This window comes from Streptomyces sp. RKAG293 (assembly GCF_023701745.1).
GTDB lineage: Bacteria > Actinomycetota > Actinomycetes > Streptomycetales > Streptomycetaceae > Actinacidiphila.
In genome coordinates, this window is record NZ_JAJOZB010000001.1 from 4198940 (window position 1) to 4216101 (window position 17162).

Annotated in this window: 13 protein-coding genes and 2 pseudogenes; 10 read left to right on the forward strand and 5 right to left on the reverse strand. The window is 73.1% G+C overall.

Going from position 1 to position 17162, the window contains the following annotated elements:
• Positions 1-136 precede the first annotated feature (136 nt).
• The 4 genes and pseudogenes from LNW72_RS18410 (at position 137) to LNW72_RS18425 (ending at position 3689) form a co-directional block, all read left to right on the forward strand.
• Positions 137-1567, forward strand: a complete 1431-nt coding sequence (locus LNW72_RS18410; RefSeq protein WP_250976420.1) for an MFS transporter — start codon at positions 137-139, stop codon at positions 1565-1567.
• Between the two features lie 117 nt (positions 1568-1684).
• Positions 1685-2176: a hypothetical protein gene (locus LNW72_RS18415; protein ID WP_250976421.1), complete on the forward strand. Its 492-nt coding sequence runs from the start codon at positions 1685-1687 to the stop codon at positions 2174-2176.
• 13 nt (positions 2177-2189) lie between these two features.
• A pseudogene (locus tag LNW72_RS18420) lies at positions 2190-2851 on the forward strand (futalosine hydrolase).
• A 1-nt stretch (position 2852) separates the two neighbouring features.
• Positions 2853-3689 carry a 1,4-dihydroxy-6-naphthoate synthase gene (locus LNW72_RS18425; RefSeq protein ID WP_250976422.1) on the forward strand — a complete coding sequence of 279 codons (837 nt, stop codon included), beginning with the start codon at positions 2853-2855 and terminating at the stop codon, positions 3687-3689.
• 29 nt (positions 3690-3718) lie between these two features.
• On the opposite strand, the gene LNW72_RS41215 is transcribed toward LNW72_RS18425, so the two are convergent.
• Positions 3719-4102, reverse strand: coding sequence for a cold-shock protein (locus LNW72_RS41215; protein WP_138358916.1), 384 nt, complete (start codon positions 4100-4102; stop codon positions 3719-3721).
• Between the two features lie 167 nt (positions 4103-4269).
• On the opposite strand from LNW72_RS41215, the gene LNW72_RS18435 reads away from it, so the two are divergent.
• Entirely contained in the window at positions 4270-4566 is a 297-nt protein-coding gene (locus tag LNW72_RS18435) for a hypothetical protein (RefSeq protein WP_250976423.1), read from the forward strand.
• Here LNW72_RS18435 and LNW72_RS18440 read toward each other — a convergent pair.
• Positions 4545-5186, reverse strand: a complete 642-nt coding sequence (locus LNW72_RS18440; protein WP_250976424.1) for an HAD hydrolase-like protein — start codon at positions 5184-5186, stop codon at positions 4545-4547. The genes LNW72_RS18435 and LNW72_RS18440 overlap by 22 nt on opposite strands.
• Before the next feature lie 188 nt (positions 5187-5374).
• Between LNW72_RS18440 and LNW72_RS18445 the strand changes: the two genes are divergently transcribed.
• The gene (locus LNW72_RS18445; protein ID WP_308401971.1) at positions 5375-6277 is read left to right on the forward strand and encodes a hypothetical protein; all 903 of its coding nucleotides are present in this window, start codon (positions 5375-5377) and stop codon (positions 6275-6277) included.
• A gap of 409 nt (positions 6278-6686) precedes the next feature.
• The gene (locus tag LNW72_RS18450) at positions 6687-9233 is read left to right on the forward strand and encodes a helicase-associated domain-containing protein (RefSeq protein WP_250976425.1); all 2547 of its coding nucleotides are present in this window, start codon (positions 6687-6689) and stop codon (positions 9231-9233) included.
• Between the two features lie 16 nt (positions 9234-9249).
• Here the strand turns inward: LNW72_RS18450 and LNW72_RS18455 are convergent, their stop codons facing one another.
• A complete protein-coding gene (locus tag LNW72_RS18455; protein WP_250980214.1) occupies positions 9250-9882 on the reverse strand; it encodes a VanZ family protein in 633 nt (210 codons plus the stop codon).
• Between the two features lie 245 nt (positions 9883-10127).
• On the opposite strand from LNW72_RS18455, the gene LNW72_RS18460 reads away from it, so the two are divergent.
• Entirely contained in the window at positions 10128-11768 is a 1641-nt protein-coding gene (locus tag LNW72_RS18460) for a DNA repair helicase XPB (protein ID WP_250976426.1), read from the forward strand.
• Here the strand turns inward: LNW72_RS18460 and LNW72_RS18465 are convergent.
• Together LNW72_RS18465 and LNW72_RS18470 are read right to left on the reverse strand one after the other, a co-directional pair.
• Complete coding sequence (locus LNW72_RS18465; protein ID WP_250976427.1) at positions 11740-12978, reverse strand: glycosyltransferase 87 family protein; 1239 nt, start codon at positions 12976-12978, stop codon at positions 11740-11742. The two genes, LNW72_RS18460 and LNW72_RS18465, sit on opposite strands and share 29 nt — an antisense overlap.
• Positions 12979-13027: 49 nt before the next feature.
• Positions 13028-13198 carry a hypothetical protein gene (locus LNW72_RS18470; protein ID WP_187144921.1) on the reverse strand — a complete coding sequence of 57 codons (171 nt, stop codon included), beginning with the start codon at positions 13196-13198 and terminating at the stop codon, positions 13028-13030.
• Positions 13199-13486: 288 nt separating this feature from the next.
• Between LNW72_RS18470 and LNW72_RS18475 the strand changes: the two genes are divergently transcribed.
• Together LNW72_RS18475 and LNW72_RS18480 are read left to right on the forward strand one after the other, a co-directional pair.
• Positions 13487-15565: an AAA family ATPase gene (locus LNW72_RS18475; RefSeq protein ID WP_250976428.1), complete on the forward strand. Its 2079-nt coding sequence runs from the start codon at positions 13487-13489 to the stop codon at positions 15563-15565.
• A gap of 99 nt (positions 15566-15664) precedes the next feature.
• Positions 15665-16371 (forward strand): annotated as a pseudogene (locus LNW72_RS18480) (response regulator transcription factor).
• Positions 16372-17162: the final 791 nt, after the last annotated feature.

Consider the following 17162-nt stretch of genomic DNA (forward strand, 5'->3'; position numbering starts at 1 on the left):
GGACCGCGTCGACGCTTCTTTCCCTACCCGAACGACCTCGGGCGCACCTGTTGGCACCCATTCTGCGCGATCGCACGCTACCCGTGCGCACCGCGTGCGCAAAGGAGGGGGTGACAGGCAGCTCATTTGGGGCAGGATGGCCTTCGTGGCAAGCGCAGTGAAGTCCGGCCCGGGGCCCCTTCGCAGGGCGGGACGCGCCCTGGTGAACGCGGCGCAACGGTCCGGTGGGGCCGTGCGCCGCCGCATTCGGCGGTCCACGCACGCCCACGGGGCGGGCGAGTCCGGACTCGCGAAACTGATCGAACTGCACGCGGTGAATTCTGCGGGCGACATGTTGATCACGATCGCTCTCGCCAGCACTGTGTTCTTTTCGGTACCGACCGGCGAGGCGCGCGGCCGGGTGGCGCTCTATCTTCTGGTCACGATGGCGCCATTCGCGTTGCTCGCGCCGGTGATCGGCCCGCTGCTGGACCGGATGACGCACGGCCGCCGGGCCGCCATGGCGATGGCGATGCTGGCGCGGGCGGTGCTCGCCTGGACGATGGCGTCGGTGGTGACGACGGCGGGCCTCGGCCTGTATCCGGCGGCGCTGGGCGTGCTCGTGGCGTCGAAGGCGTACGGCGTGGTGCGCAGCGCCGTCGTGCCGAGACTTCTGCCAGGACAGACCACGCTGGTGAAGGCGAATTCGCGGGTCACGCTGGCCGGGCTGCTGGCCACGGCGATCGCGGCGCCGATCGGTGCCGGGCTGCACATGATCGGGCCGCAGTGGCCGCTGTACGGGGCGTTCGTGGTGTTCGCGGGCGGGGCGCTGCTGTCGATGTCGCTGCCGCACAAGGTGGACTCGGCGAAGGGCGAGGCGAAGGCGCGGTTCGCCGAGCTGCGGGCCGCCGACGCGGGCGGTGCGGGCGACGGCATCGACACGCCCGGCGCCGGGCTGCCGGGCGACGGGCTGCGCGGGCCGGGACGCAAGCCCGGGCTGCTGGGCGTCGGATCGTCCGTGCTGCACGCGCTGCAGGCCAATTCCGGGCTGCGCGCGCTGTCCGGTTTCCTGACGATGTTCCTGGCGTTCCTGCTGCGCGAGCACCCGTTCAGCGGTCTGACCCCGGCGTTCTCGCTCGGCATGGTGGCGGTCGCGGCGGGTGCGGGCAACGCGCTGGGGACCGCGCTCGGGGCGTGGCTGAAGTCCCGCGGCCCGGAGGTCATCATCGCGATGGCGCTGATCGGCGCGCTCGCGGCGACGACGGTCGCGGCGCTGATGTACGGCACGGTGACGGTCGCGGCGGTCGCCGCGGTGGCCGGTATCGCCCAGGCGCTGAGCAAGCTGTCGCTGGACGCGCTCATCCAGCGCGACGTCCCGGAAGAGGTCAGGACGTCGGCGTTCGCCCGTTCGGAGACCGCCCTGCAGCTGTCATGGGTGGTCGGCGGCGGGCTCGGGATACTGCTGCCGCTGATCGGCCCGCTGGGGATGGCGGTGGCGGCCGGCCTGGTGCTGGTGGGCTTCGTCCTGTCGGTCCGCGGCCTGATGGGCGCGGCCCGGCGCGGAACGGCCCGCCCGCGCGTGGCGTGACGCACCGCCCGCCGGACGTCCCCGCCCCGTGACCTCCCGCCCCGTGACCTCCCGCGGCGTGACGCCACGCCGTACCCCCGCGCGGCGGGAAGCCGACCGCCCGGTAGCCTCACCTCCATGAGCATTCGCCGCGCTGCCGCCGCCCTCGGTGCCGTGTCCCTCGGGCTGGTCCTCCTCACCGCTTGTGAGAAGCCGACCCCGCTGGCAACCGTGACCGTGGGCACCAAGACCGTGACCACCGAGGCCACTGCCAAGTGCTACGCCAAGGGCAAGAAACTGCCGAGCGCGATCTTCATCGCGTGCCTGAGCGCCGCCCCCAAGCACACGATCAAGGTCAAGCCGGGTGAGAAGATCCGGGTCGGCGTCGACCCGTCGATCGGTGAGAAGGGCTGGCTGATCGCCTCGGGCGTGAACCAGAAGACGGACGTCCTGAAGGACGAGACGTACTGGACGCTCACCGAGTCCGCCGGGATCTTCACGGTCAGCGACCCGCAGACCGGCAGCTCGATGCCGCTGAAGAACGCCACGCTGAACATCGTCGGCAGCTCCGACGCCACCGCCGACAACGTCTTCGGCGTCTGGCAGTTCAAGCTGGAGAAGGCCGCATAGCGGGTCCGCGGAGATGCGTCTGCTGGTGGTGACCGCGGTGGCGGCGGAACGGGATGCCGTGACCGCGGGACTGCGCGCGGCCGCGCACCCCGCGGTGCACTGCGACGTGATCGCCGCCGGGGTCGGCCCGGCCGCCGCGGCGGCCGGCACGGCCACGGCGCTGGCCCGGGCGGAGTCCCCGTACGACCTGGTGGTCTCCGCCGGGATCGGCGGCGGCTTCCAGCCCGCCGCCCCCTGGGGGCGGTGGCCGTCGCGGAGACCATCGTGGCGGCGGACCTGGGCGCGCAGACGCCCGACGGTTTCCTGCCCGTCGCGGAACTGGGCTTCGGAGTGAGCGAGCACCGCCCGCCCGCCGCGCTGAGCGCGGCCGTGGCACGGGCGCTGGGCGCGGTCCACGGACCGGTCCTGACCGTGTCCACGGTGACCGGAAGCGCCGAGCGGGCCGCCGAGTTGGCGGGCCGCCATCCCGGTGCCGTCGTCGAGGCCATGGAGGGGTTCGGCGTCGCGGAGGCCGCGGCGGCGCACCGGGTACCCGTGCTGGAGATCCGTACGGTGTCGAACCCGGTGGGCCCGCGGGACCGTGCCGCCTGGCGGATCGGGGCGGCGCTCGCCGCGCTGACCGGGGCTTTCGGGAAACTCCCGGCGACGCTCGACGGTGAGGACCTGGGGACCTGACATGAAGATCGCGTATTCGCCCTGCCCGAACGACACCTTCGTGTTCCACGCGTGGGCGCACGGACTGGTGCCGGGCGCGCCCGCCCTGGACGTGACGTTCGCGGACATCGACATCACCAACACCCTGGCCGAACAGGGCGCGGAGTGCGCGTACGACGTGCTGAAGGTGTCGTACGCCGTGCTGCCGTGGGTGCTGGACGAGTTCGCGCTGCTGCCGTGCGGCGGCGCCCTGGGCCGCGGCTGCGGCCCGCTGGTGCTGACCCGCGAGCCCATGAGCCTGGCCGGGAAGACCGTCGCGGTGCCCAGCGAGCGCTCGACGGCGTATCTGCTGTTCCGGCTGTGGGCGGCGGCCGAAGTGCCGGAGGGGATCGGCAAGGTCGTCGTCATGCCGTTCCACGAGATCATGCCCGCGGTGCGGGACGGCCGGGTCGACGCGGGCCTGGTCATCCACGAGGCGCGCTTCACCTACCAGCAGTACGGGCTGCACAAGCTCGCCGACATGGGCGAGCACTGGGAGGACACCACCGGCCTGCCGATCCCGCTCGGCGCGATCATCGCCAAGCGGTCGCTGGGCGCCGAGAAGCTGAACGCGCTGGCGGACGCGATCCGGACGTCGGTGCGGATGGCGTGGGACGATCCGGCGCCCTCGCGCGACTACGTGCTGGCGCACTCGCAGGAGATGGATCCGGCGGTCGCCGACCAGCACATCGGGCTTTATGTGAACGAGTTCACGGCCGACCTCGGTGAGGACGGCTACGCGGCGGTCCGCGGGCTGCTCACCCGCGCGGCTGCCGAGGGACTGGTACCGCCCCTCGGCCCCGACGCACTGACGTTCTGAAGCTGCGGAACCCCCGCTGCCACCGATCCCTAGACGTCCAACTGGTCCGCCACCGCGCGCAGCACGCCCGCGATCTTGTGGCCGTGGGTCTTCTCCGGATAGCGGCCGCGCTGCAGCGAGCGCGCCACCTCCTCCAGGAGCGTGGTGAGGTCCTGGACGATGGGCAGCAGTTCGTCCGGCTTGCGGCGCTGGGCGGCCGCGACGGACGGTGCGGGTTCGAGGAGGGTGACGGAGAGCGCCTGTTCGCCGCGCTGGCCGTTGACGACTCCGAACTCCACACGCTGGCCGGGCTTGAGCGCGGCCACCCCGTCGGGCAGCACCGACGAGTGCACGAAGACGTCGCCGCCGTCATCGCGGGAGAGGAAGCCGAAGCCCTTCTCGCTGTTGAACCACTTGACCTTGCCGGTAGGCACGTCCGACCTCGTCCTCATCGCTCGTAAAGCCCCCGAAAGGGCCCTGGATAGCAGTGCGGCAGGCCCGTCCTGACCGGACCTGCTCGTGCTACCAGCCTATTGGCCCGATGGCCCGTGACAAGACGCCGTGGTCCCCCATCTCTCTGGACCCGATCTACCCTGGTCGGGTGACCAACACACCTCACTCCCGGGGGACGACCCCCGCAACGTCCGAAACCCGCGGGGCGGGCGACGTCCTGGTGCGCGTCGGCGCGATCGTCTTCTTCGTGGGCGCCGTGAGCACGCTGGCCACCATGGTTCCGCTGTTCCTCGGCTCCGACCCGCTGCCGACGTCCGCGTACTTCGTGTCGATGCTGATGGGCGCCGGTCTGGCGCTGGCGCTCGGCGGGCTGCTGCGCTCCGCTCTCGCGCAGAAGCGCCGGGTTCAGGAAGCCCGCGAGGGTCAGGCGGCCGCGGGCGCGTAGCCGGCGAACCAGGCGGGGAATTCGGTCAGGCTGTCCAGCACCACATCCGCGCCGGCGGCCCGCAGCTCCGCCGCGTCGCACGGCCCGGTGGCCACGGCGACGGAGAGCGCGCCCGCGACACGGGCGCCGCGCACATCGCCCGTGTGGTCGCCCACGTAGATCGAGGCGCCGTATTCGAGCAGCGCCTCCGCCTTGGCCTCGGCCCACAGCCAGCCCCGCACCTCGGCCTCGATGCCCAGGTGGTCCAGGTGCAGCCTGGCGTTGGGCTCGTACTTGGCCGTGACGACGACCGCGCGGCCGCCGGCCGCGCGCACGGCGTCGACGGAGGCACGGGCTCCGGGCAGCGCGGGCGTCGGCGCGATGGCGTAGTCCGGGTACAACGCGCGGAAGCGGTCGGCGGTCTCCGCGATGGCGTCGGCCGGGAACCAGTGGGCGAGCTCCTGGTCGAGCGGCGGCCCGAGCCGGGTGACGACCAGCTCCGAGTCGATGAAGACTCCGGTCTCCGCGGACAGCCGGTCGAACGCGGCCTTGATGCCGGGCCGGGAGTCGATGAGGGTCATGTCGAGATCGAAGCCGACCGTGATCGTGGGAGCACCGGGAACATGCGAAACGGAAGTCATACCGCCATTCTCACCCCGCGCCCCCCGCACGCTGAGCGAACCCCCCGCCTATCGATGTACCGCACAACGACCTGCCCGGAGAAACGGCGCGTGGCGCGAGCGGCCCGCGCGAGCCGTCGTACCCGCGCCCCCGCCGGAGGCGATCGTCTCCCGCCGACGGGAGGCGTCGCGGTACCTTCGACCGAGCGGTGGAGCAAGCGGTCGGGGCGGTGGGGCGGATGGGTGTCGAGAGCGACCAGCTCGTGTTCGACTACTTGAGCCGGGTCGGTGACCTGGCACAGACGACGCTGCCCGCTGCCCAACGGATGCGGCTCGTGGCGCAGTTGCGCCGTGACATCGACCGGGAACGGGTCAGCACCTCGGGTCCCGGCGCCGCGGACACTCCGGCGGCGGTGCGGCGGATCCTGGGGCGGCTGGGTTCGCCGGACGAGGTGGTGGAGGCCGCGGCCGGCCGGCCGCAGGGACCGTCGGAGCGGCCGGCGTCCTTCCGGAAGGTCCCCCAGCAGCGGGACGACGCGCCGGGCGAGCCCGACTGGTGGAGCGTCGGCGCACCGGCCGGGCGGCCGGGGGACGAGCTGACGGGACTGCCCGGCATGACGGGCGGGGCGCACTTCGACTTCGACCTCGACGAGGAGGACGAAGAGGAGGAGGAAGCCGAGGCGCTCGAAGAGGAAGTGCTGGAGGAGGAGACAGAGGAGGCCGCGCCACGCCGGCGGTTGCTGCGGCGCCGCCGGATCCGGGAGGTACGGGAACCGCTGGGCCGAGCCAACCCGATGCTGCTGCTCGCCGGCGCCCTGCTGGTGGCGGGCGCGGTGCTCGGCTCGTGGATCCCGCTGGGTCTGGGCTGGCTCGTCGCGTACTTCTCGCGCCGCCTGTCGCGCAACCAGGCGAAGTTCGCGGTGTTCGGCATCCCCGGCATGGCAGCGGCCGGCCTGCTCGTCTGGCTGTGGGGCCGGACCGCGGGCAAGTGGGGCGAGCCCGTGCCCCAGGGCACGATGGGCCAGGCGCTGCAGAACGGGCTTCCGGTGGTGGTGAGGGTGGCGGCCGTCGGTTCGGCGCTCTACGTTTTCTGGCGGAGCCGCCGCATCTGACCTGCGGCCGGCTCCCTCCACGACCCCGCCTGCGGCGAGCGACAGACGTCGGCCCCCGCACCCCCGTCCCGCCTGCGGCGGGCCTTTCCCCACCCTCCCCCAACCTTCGGCCGGGGGTGCCCCCACCACCGCCGTCACGAATGCACGTCACGGACAACGGGGCCGCACCAACAGGTGGGCGGTGACGTGAGGGGGACGGGGCCGCAGGGGTGGGGTTTCGAAATGCTGCCGAGCTATTTGTGGGCGGCCACGCCCGTAAATAGTCGATTTCGAAGCCCCACCCCGGAGGACCCGGCCCCCGGCACCACAACCACCCACCCGAGGGGACCGGTAATGTGGGACGGATGACCACCGAGCAGCAGCCCGGCAAGCCCGGCAGCCGACCGTGACCGGCGGCGCACCCCGCACGTTGGCAGAAGATCTGCGGGCCCGCGGCGACGAAGCGCTGGCCACGCTCCTCCGCGCCCGCCCGGACCTGCTCAGTCCGGTTCCGAACGACCTGACGCAGCTCGCGACACGCGCGGCCACCCGCGCCTCCGTCGTCCGCGCCCTGGAGCGGCTCGACCGCTTCACGCTGCAGACCGCCGAAGCCCTCGCCGTCATGCCCGCCGGCGGCGCCTACTCCGTGCTCCGCGCCCTGATGACGGGCGACGCCGCCGACAAGGCGACCGCCGCGGCCCTCCCGCACGCCGTGGAGAGCCTGCGCGCCCAGGGGCTGGTGTGGGGCGGCGAGGACCGGCTGCGGCTGGTGCGCACCGCCCGCGACCTGCTCGCGCCGTCGGCGTCCGTGCCGTCGCCCACCGGCCTGGGCCCGTCCGTCGCGGAAGCGACGTCCGGCATGTCGCCGGCCCGGCTGCAGGAGATCCTCGCCGACGCGGGGCTGCCCGCGACCCACGACCCGATGAGCGCGGTGGCGGCCCTGGCCGACCTGTTCAGCGACCGCAAGCGGATGAAGAAACTGCTGGCCACGGCGCCGGACGGCGCCACCGGCGCGCTCGGCAAGCTGGCCTGGGGCCCGCCGTACGGCGAGGTCGGCGACGCCATCGCGCCGGTGCGGGCCGCCACCGCGACCACGCCCGTGCAGTGGCTGCTGGCCCGCGGCCTGCTGCTGCCCGCCGGGCAGCACAACGTCGTGCTCCCCCGCGAAGCGGCCCTGCACCTGCGGGCGGGCCGCGCGCACCGCACCGTCGAGCCGGCGCCGCCGGCCGTCACGCCCGTCGAGCACTCTCCACAGGCTGTGGACGGCACCGCCGCCGGCCAGGCGTTCAACGCCGTCCGTACCGTCGAGGAGCTGCTCAAGGCGTGGGAGACCGGCGGCCCGCCCGTGATGCGGGCCGGCGGCGTCAGCGTCCGCGACCTGAAGCGGGTGGCGACGACGCTGGACGTGTCCGAGACGATGGCCGCGTTCTGGCTGGAACTGGCGTACGCGGCGGGCCTGCTGGCCTCGGACGGCGAGCTGGACGAGGCGTACGCGCCGACGCCGGCGTCGGACGACTGGCTCCGGCTGCCCGCGCAGGACCGCTGGACGGCGCTCGCCGCGGCCTGGCTGTCCGCCACCCGCACCGCGGGCCTGGTCGGCAGCCGTGACTCCAAGGGGCGCGCGCTGTCCGCGCTCGGCCCCGAACTGGACCGCTCCCTCGCGCCCGAGGTCCGGCGGCGCGTTCTGGAGCTGCTCGCCGCACTCCCCGAGGGAGCCTCCGCCGCCCCGGCGGAACTGCTCGACCGGCTGCGCTGGGACCGGCCGCTGCGCGGCGGATCGGGGACGGACGCGCTGCGCGCGGAGCTGCTGCGCTGGACCGTCTCCGAGGCCGAGCTCCTCGGTCTGACCGGCCGCGGCGCGCTGGCCGGACACGCCCGCGCGCTGGTCGAGCCGGCCCCGACGGTGCCGCGCCGCCGCACCTCCGCGAACGCGAACGTCAACGCAAACGTGAACGTGAACGTGAACGTGAACGTGAACGCGGCCCTGAACGCGGCCACGAACGCGGCCACCACCCCCGCCGAAGCCGCGGCGGCGGCCGCTGCCGCCGCGAGCCGCCTCGCGCCGCTCCTCCCCGAACCCCTCAACCACGTGCTGCTGCAGGCGGACCTCACCGCCGTGGCGCCCGGCCCGCTGGAGGCACCGCTCGCGGAGATGATCGGCGTGCTGGCCGACATCGAGTCCAAGGGCGGGGCGACGGTGTACCGGTTCACGCCGGAGTCCGTGCGACGGGCGCTCGACGCGGGGCGTACGGCCGCCGACCTGCACGCCTTCCTCGCCGAGCACTCACGGACGTCCGTACCGCAGCCGCTCAGCTATCTGATCGACGACGTGGCCCGCCGGCACGGCCGGCTGCGCGTCGGCGCGGCCTCCGCGTACCTGCGGTGCGACGACGACGCGCTGCTCAGCGAGCTGCTCGCGGACCGCCGGGCCTCCGGCCTCGGCCTGCGCCGCCTCGCGCCGACCGTGCTCGCCGCCCAGTCCGCGCCGGAAACGCTGCTGGAGCGGCTGCGCGCGATGGGCTTCGCGCCGGCCGCGGAATCCGCCGAAGGCGATGTCGTCATCACCCGCGCCGACGCCGTCCGCACCCCGCGGCGCGCCGCGCCCACCCCCGTCACCGACGGACCGCCGGTCCCCGACGGCACGCTGCTCGGAGCCGCGGTCAAGGCGATCAGGGCCGGCGACCGGGCCTCCACGGCCGTGCACCGCGAGAGCGTCCCGGCACCCGCGGCCCGCGGCGGGCTGCCCCGTACCGCCGCGGCGGAGACTCTCGCCACGATGCAGGCCGCCGTACTGACCGGTGACTCGCTCTGGATCGGCTATGTGAACGCGGACGGCGCGGCGAGCCAGCGCGTCATCGGCCCGGTGCGTGTCGAGGGCGGCTTCGTCACCGCCTACGACCACACCGCCGACGAGGTCCGCACGTTCGCCCTGCACCGCATCACCGGCGTCTCCGAACTGGCCGACGACCCGGCCTGAGGACCGCGATGCGGCGTCAGGCGCTCTCCCGCCTGCTCAGGCGCCGCCCGCCACCCTCACCGTCGGACGGCTGCCGCCGCTGCCACCAGTGGTGGCGCCGCGGATGCAGGGCCCGGCCCAGCCGCCGGCCGAGCAGCAGATAGCCGATCAGCGCGCCGGTGGTGTTGAGGATGACGTCGTCGATGTCGAAGGCCCGGCCTTCCACGATCGCCCCCTGCGCCGCCTCGACCAGCACCATCACCACCGCGGTCACCAGCACCACCCGCAGCAGGCCGCGGGTCTTCGGGAACAGCACCGGCAGCAGGATCCCGAACGGCACGCCGAGTACCAGGTTGCCGCCGATCTGCTTCACCGTGTCGCGGAACGCCGGCTGGTCGATGTACTGGCGAATGGAGTCGCCCGGCCGCAGATTCGTGTGGATGAGCTTGACCGACGCGGGCGACGGCTGCAGCGTCAGCTTCGCCAGCACCACGGCGAAACCGACCATGAAGACGAAGGCCAGCACCATCACCAGCGCGCGCGTCAGGCCGGCGGCGAACGACCGGGGCTCGCGGGGATCGTCGCGGGGGTCGCGGGCGGGCCGCGACACCGGCTTCGTCCGCGGCTTCGGCACCCGCTTCGCGGCCGGCTTCCGTGTGCTCTTCCCCACGGGCTTCCACGACGTGGGCTTCCATCGGGCCCCGGCCGCCTTCGACCGGGGCTTGGGCGTGCGTTTCGCCTTCAGACGATCGCGGGCCGGCTGGAACAGATCCGTGCGGGTCATGCGTTCCCCCCATCCAGGTCGAGGGGGCGTCTACCCCCTGCCCGTGGTCGTACGCACCGGCCGCCACTGCCGATGACCGGGATGCGCGACACTGGAGGCTTGCCTCCATCACGAACCGAAGGGTGTGGCACTTGAACAACGGGCCTCTCATCGTCCAGAGCGACAAGACGCTGCTCCTCGAGGTCGACCACGAGCGCGCGGACGCGTGCCGCCGCGCCATCGCCCCGTTCGCGGAGCTGGAGCGTGCTCCCGAGCACATCCACACCTACCGGCTGACCCCGCTCGGACTGTGGAACGCCCGGGCCGCCGGGCACGACGCGGAGCAGGTCGTGGACGCGCTCGTCGCGTTCTCCCGTTACCCCGTCCCGCACGCGCTGCTCGTCGACGTCGCCGAGACGATGGACCGTTACGGCCGTCTCACCCTCAGCAAGCACCCCGTCCACGGGCTGGTCCTGACCAGCACCGACCGGCCGGTGCTGGAGGAGATCCTCCGCTCGAAGAAGGTCCAGCCGCTGGTCGGCGCCCGGCTCGACCCGGACACCGTCGTGGTGCACCCGTCGGAGCGCGGCCAGATCAAGCAGACGCTGCTGAAGCTGGGCTGGCCCGCCGAGGACCTCGCGGGCTACGTCGACGGCGAGGCGCACCCGATCGAGCTCAAGGAGGACGGCTGGGCGCTGCGCCCGTACCAGCAGCAGGCCGTCGAGGGCTTCTGGCACGGTGGCTCGGGTGTCGTGGTGCTGCCCTGTGGAGCGGGGAAGACGCTGGTCGGGGCGGGTGCCATGGCGACGGCCAAGGCGACGACGCTGATCCTCGTCACCAACACCGTCTCGGCCCGGCAGTGGAAGCACGAGCTGATCAAGCGGACCACGCTGACCGAGGAGGAGATCGGCGAGTACAGCGGCACCCGCAAGGAGATCCGCCCGGTCACCATCGCCACGTACCAGGTGCTGACGACCAAGCGGAAGGGCGTCTACGCGCACCTGGAGCTCTTCGACTCGCGCGACTGGGGCCTGATCGTCTACGACGAGGTGCACCTGCTGCCCGCGCCGGTCTTCAAGTTCACCGCCGACCTCCAGGCGCGGCGCCGGCTGGGCCTGACGGCCACCCTCGTCCGCGAGGACGGCCGCGAGTCCGACGTCTTCTCCCTCATCGGCCCGAAGCGCTTCGACGCGCCCTGGAAGGAGATCGAGGCGCAGGGCTACATCGCGCCGGCCGACTGCGTCGAGGTCCGCGTCAACCTGACCGACACGGAGCGGCTCGCCTACGCGACGGCCGAGCCGGAGGAGAAGTACCGCTACTGCGCGACGACGGCGTCGAAGCGGCGCGTCACGGAGGCGCTCGTCGCGAAGCACGCGGGCGAGCAGACGCTGGTGATCGGGCAGTACATCGACCAGCTGGACGAGCTGGGGGAGCATCTGGACGCCCCGGTGATCAAGGGCGAGACGTCGAACGCCCAGCGCGAGAAGCTCTTCGAGGCCTTCCGGCAGGGCGAGATCAGTGTGCTCGTGGTCTCCAAGGTCGCGAACTTCTCGATCGACCTGCCGGAGGCGACGGTCGCGATCCAGGTCTCCGGCACGTTCGGCTCCCGCCAGGAGGAGGCACAGCGGCTCGGCCGGGTGCTGCGGCCGAAGGCGGACGGGCACGAGGCGCGCTTCTACTCGGTGGTGGCGCGGGACACGATCGACCAGGACTTCGCGGCCCACCGGCAGCGGTTCCTGGCCGAGCAGGGGTACGCCTACCGGATCATGGACGCGGACGAGCTGCTGACGTAACGCCGCCGCGCCCCCGTGCCCGCCGCAGGCATAACGCCGTGCCGGCCAGGAAGGCCAGGCCCAGGAGCGGGTACGGGGACGCGAGGGGTTGTTGCCACCAGGGGAGGTGGAGGTCGAGGTCGCCCTGGTGGGGGGTGAGCCACATGCTGCGGCAGGCGAAGGCGACGGCGGTCGCGAGGACCGCGGCGCGGCGCCGGGGGACGCCGCGGGTGTGGGCGGCGAGGAGGGCCAGGAGCGGGACGCACCAGACCCAGTGGTGCGACCAGCTGATCGGGGAGACCAGGAGCGCGGTGACGGCCGTGCAGAGCACCCCCCACGCTTCGAGGCCGCGCCGCGCGGCGCACGTGGCGACGGCGAGGCCCGCGGCGGCGGTGAGCGCGGCCGCGGCCACCCAGACGAGACCGGGGTGCTCGGTGTGCAGGAGGCGGGCGAGCAGCCCCTGGAGGGACTGGTTGTCGACGATCCAGGCCTTGCCGACGCGGTCGGTCTCGTAGAGGCGCGTGGTCCAGAAGTCGACGGAGGCGCCGGGCAGGACGGCGATGCCGACCAGGACGGTGCCGGCGAAGGCGCAGGCCGCGGTGATGGCCTCGCGGGTGCGGCCGGTCAGGGCGAGGTAGACGGCGAAGATCGCCGGGGTGAGCTTGATGCCCGCGGCGATGCCGACGGCGAAGCCCTTGCCGCGGGCGCCGTCGGGCCGGGACAGGTCCCACAGGACGAGGACGGCGAGCGCCAGATTGATCTGGCCGTAGACGAACGTCTGGAAGACGGGTTCCAGGCACAGGGCGCAGGCCGGCAGCGCGATCAGGGCGGCCGGGTGGCAGGCGGCGCGGGGGCGGCCCGTGCAGCGCAGCGACAGGTGGGTGAGGGCGGCGAGCAGCCCGAGGTTGCCGAGGACGAAGCCGCCGCGCAGAGCGCCGAGGGGCAGCCAGGTGGTGGGCACGAAGAGCAGCGCCGCGAAGGGCGGGTAGGTCGCCGGGAGGTTCCACCGGGTGACGCGGAAGCCGTAGAGGTCCTGGCCTGCGGCGACGGCGGCGCCTTCCGCCCGGTAGACGAGCAGGTCCGCCATCGGGACCGGATACCTCGAGAAGAAGAGCGCGTATCCGGCGAGGGCCAGCGCGAGGGCCAGCAGGGCTGCCAGGACGAGCAGCAGGCGGCGGGACGCAGCGCGTACGGAGGGTGGCGCCGGGTGCACCTCGCTGAGAGCGGTCACCGCCGCGACGTTAGTGGACCGCCGGGTGGGGGCCGTGCTCCGTCCTGGGTCAGCGGTGCTTGCCCTCGCTGCCGAGGAGGACGACCTCGACGGCGGTCTGCGCGAAGACGCGGACGGCGCGCAGGGTGCTTCCCAGCAGGTGGCGGGGGTGCTCGTGGTGGGTGCCGAGGGCGGTGCTGCCGGCGGCGGAGGGGCCTGGGGTGAAGGTTTCTGTGGTCATATCCCTACGGTAGGAAATCCGCCGTTTGCAGTACATCGGGCGGAAGTCTGAAGTCTCCCGTGTCACGTACGCCTCTGGGTTGACGTCCGTCCCCTAGGGCGCACCTGGGGTGAACCCTGAGGCCCCCCGAGGTGCCGCCCCGGTTGCGGGGAAAAGCATTCGCGGTGCGGCGGGCGGGAGCGTAAGATCCACCGTCTTGCCGCCTCCCGATGGGAGCGCCGCCGCCCGGACGGAAACCGGCCGGCTTCTCTCTTCTTCCCTGCGTACGCACAAGCCGGAGGCAACGCCGTGCCCCTGCACGACCCCGACCATGCCCAGGACGCGAACCCGCTCCGGGCCGAACAGACCCACCTCGCCGAATCCCGTTCCGCGCTGACCGCGATGCGCGCCGACGTGGAGGCGCTGGACATCTCCGACGTCACCGGCAACTGGGTCAACGCCAAGATCCTCGCCGCCGAGATCGACAACCGGATCAAGGCGCTCGCGGACCTCTCGCACACCCCGCTCTTCTTCGGCCGGCTGGACTACCTGCACGCCCCCGGCACCGAGCAGGCAGAGGGCGCCGAGGGCGAGCAGTTCTACATCGGCCGCCGCCATGTGCACGACGCCCACGGCGACCCGATGGTCATCGACTGGCGGGCGCCGGTCTCGCAGCCCTTCTACCGGGCCTCGCGCGTCGAGCCGATGGACGTCCGGCTGCGCCGGCGGTTCGGCTACACCGGCGGCGAACTGACCGCGTACGAGGACGAGCACCTCACCGACCCGGCGGAGGCCGGCACCTCCAGCAAGCTGCTGCAGACCGAGATCGAACGGCCGCGCGTCGGCCCGATGCGGGACATCGTCGCCACGATCCAGCCGGAGCAGGACGAGATCGTCCGCGCCGGCATCGGCGGCACCGTGTGTGTGCAGGGCGCCCCCGGCACCGGGAAGACCGCCGTGGGCCTGCACCGTGTCGCGTATCTGCTGTACGCGCACCGCGAGCGGCTCGCCCGCACCGGCACCCTCGTCATCGGGCCGAACAAGTCCTTCCTGCAGTACATCGAGCAGGTGCTGCCCGCCCTGGGAGAGCTGCAGGTCAAGCAGGCGACGGTCGACGACCTGGTCGCGCATGTCACGGTGCGCGGCACGGACCCGGCGGAGCGCGCCCGGATCAAGGGCGACGCCCGGATGGCGGAGGTGCTGCGGCGCGCGGTGCGCAGCGGCATCCGGATGCCGAAGGAGCCGATCGTCGTGGTGCGCGGATCGCGGCGCTGGCGGGTCCCCGCGTACGAACTCGAAGAGCTGGTGCGGGAGCTGATGGAGCGTGACATCCGGTACGGCGCCGCCCACGAGGCGCTGCCGCAGCGGATCGCGCACAACATCCTCGTCCGCATGGAGGAGTCCGGGGAGGCGCCGGACGACCGCGTCCAGGACGCGGTGGCCCGCAATCCCGCCGTCAAGGCCGCGGTGAAGGGGGTCTGGCCGAAGGCCGACCCGGCGAAGACGGTGCTGCGGCTGCTGTCCGACGCCGAGTTCCTCGCGGAGTGCGCGGAGGGGATCCTGACGCCGGAGGAACAGGCGACGCTGCTCTGGGAGAAGCCGCCGCGCAGCCTGGCCTCGGCGCAGTGGTCCCCCGCCGACACCGTGCTGATCGACGAGACGCTCGACCTCGTCCAGCGCACCCACTCGCTGGGCCATGTGGTGCTCGACGAGGCCCAGGACCTGTCCCCCATGCAGTACCGGGCGGTCGGCCGGCGCTGCTCCACCGGTTCCGCGACGGTGCTCGGCGACATCGCGCAGGGCACCACGCCGTGGGCGACCGCCAGCTGGGAGGAGGCCCTCACGCACCTGGGCAAGCCCGGCGCCCCGGTCGAGGAGCTGACCCGCGGCTTCCGTGTGCCGCGCGGCGTGATCGCCTACGCGTCCCTGCTGCTGCCCACCATCGCCCCGGGGCTGGCCCCCGCCACCTCGGTCCGTGAGTCGCCCGGGGACCTCGTGATCCGCCGGACCAGCGCGGAGGAGCTGGACGCGGCCGTTCTCGCGGCCTGCCACGACGCCCTCGGCCACGAGGGCTCCGTCGGCCTCATCGCCGCCGACGACCGCATCGCGCCGCTCGCCGCCGCCCTGGAGTCGGCCGGCCTGCCGTACCTCGCCCCCGGCGAGGAGACCTCGGCACAGGCCCGGCTCACCCTGGTCCCGGCGACGCTCGCGAAGGGCCTGGAGTACGACTACGTGGTGCTCGACGAGCCCGCCGCCATCGTCACGGGCGAGCCGGACGAGCGCACCGGGCTGCGCCGCCTCTACGTCGCCCTCACCCGGGCCGTCTCCGGCCTCGCGGTGCTCCACGCGAAGCCGCTGCCGGAGGAGCTGGCCGCCGGGCAGAGCTAGGCATCCGGCCGTCTCCACCCTGACCAGCAGATATGAAGAAGTTGTCAGGTCGCGGTCGCGATCGTGTTCGGGCCGCTCCGTGCGCTTACGCTCGCCCTCATGTGCGCACACGTGCTGGTCGCCGAGGACGACGAGAAACAGGCCGAACTGGTCCGCCGCTATCTGCTGCGGGAGGGCCACACGGTCACCGTCGTCCACGACGGGCGCGCCGCCATCGAGGAGGCGCGCCGCCGGGAGCCGGACCTGCTCGTGCTCGACATCCAGATGCCGAGGGTCGACGGGCTGGACGTGGCCCGCGTCCTGCGGGCCGAGTCCGACCTGCCGATCCTGATGCTCACCGCCCGCTCCACCGAGGACGATCTGCTGCTCGGCCTCGATCTGGGCGCCGACGACTACATGACCAAGCCGTACAGCCCCGCGAGCTGATGGCCCGGATCCGCACCCTGTTGCGGCGCAGCGGCGCCCGCAAACCTGAGGCCGTGCCCGATGCCGTGCTGCGCGTCGGCGGGCTCACCGTGGACCCGGCGCGGCACGAGGTGACCGTCGACGGCAGGCCCGCCGACTGCACCCCCGGCGAGTTCCACATCCTCGCGGCTCTGGCCGCGCTGCCGGGCCGGGTCTTCAGCCGGGCCCAACTCCTGGACCACGTCCACGGATTCGACCGGTACATCACCACCAGGACGGTCGACGTGCACATCATGAACCTGCGCAAGAAGATAGAACCGGACCCCCGCCGGCCCCGCTACCTGGTGACGGTCTTCGGCGTCGGCTACAAGCTGACGGACGGCGCGCACGATGGCCCGTGAACCCCGGCCGGCCCGCGGCAAGGTCCCGTTCCGCAGAAGCCTGCTCGGCCGGCTGCTGTTCTCCTTCGTCCTGGTCGCGACCTGTTCGGTCGCCGCCACCACCTGGCTGGCCGTCCAGACGACCTCCGGTTCCATCCAGCAGGAGCAGAGCCGCTATCTCGCCAACGACGCCCTGATCTACGGCAAGCTCGCCGAGTACGCGGCCACCCACGCGAACTGGGACGGCGTCGCACCCACCGTCCGGCAGCTGGCCGCCACCACCCAGCGCCGTATCGCCGTCACCACCCAGGACCGGCGGCCGGTCGCCGACTCCGCCCCGCCCGGCTCCCTGCTCCCGCAGACCCAGTCGGCGGCCCTCGACCCGCTGCACGTCGACGCCACCATGGTCCCCGGCGCCACCGCGGGCGACATCGACCCGCGCGCCGTCGGCCCGTTCCGGCTGTTCCCCGGGGAGCGCAACCACCTGCACGACCTCGCCCGGCGCAGCGTGTCCTGCCTCGCCGACTACATGATCGCCGGCGAGATCGCCGACGGCCCCAGCGGCCGTCCGCACATCAAGGTCGTCGGCGGCGACCCCACCGACGTGCTGGACGAGTCCTGCGGCGGCAGAAGGCTCGCCGCCCCCACCGCCACCGAGAGCTCCGCCCTCGCCGACCTCAACTCCCGTCTCAAGAAGTGCCTCACCACCGAGAACCTGCCGCTCCTCGAACTGAACCCCGACCTCACCTGGGGCAGGGGCGCCGCAGCCGCCCAGGGGCCCAGCCCCGTCCCGACGCCCAGCCCCGTCCAGT

What these genes read in the sequence shown, in the direction of transcription:
- LNW72_RS18425 (WP_250976422.1), top strand. Translation starts at nt 2,853, where the DNA reads ATGAAGATCGCGTATTCGCCCTGCCCGAACGACACCTTCGTGTTCCAC.
- LNW72_RS18415 (WP_250976421.1), top strand. Translation starts at nt 1,685, where the DNA reads ATGAGCATTCGCCGCGCTGCCGCCGCCCTCGGTGCCGTGTCCCTCGGG.
- LNW72_RS18410 (WP_250976420.1), top strand. Translation starts at nt 137, where the DNA reads ATGGCCTTCGTGGCAAGCGCAGTGAAGTCCGGCCCGGGGCCCCTTCGC.
- LNW72_RS18440 (WP_250976424.1), bottom strand. Translation starts at nt 5,186, where the DNA reads ATGACTTCCGTTTCGCATGTTCCCGGTGCTCCCACGATCACGGTCGGC.
- LNW72_RS18470 (WP_187144921.1), bottom strand. Translation starts at nt 13,198, where the DNA reads ATGACCACAGAAACCTTCACCCCAGGCCCCTCCGCCGCCGGCAGCACC.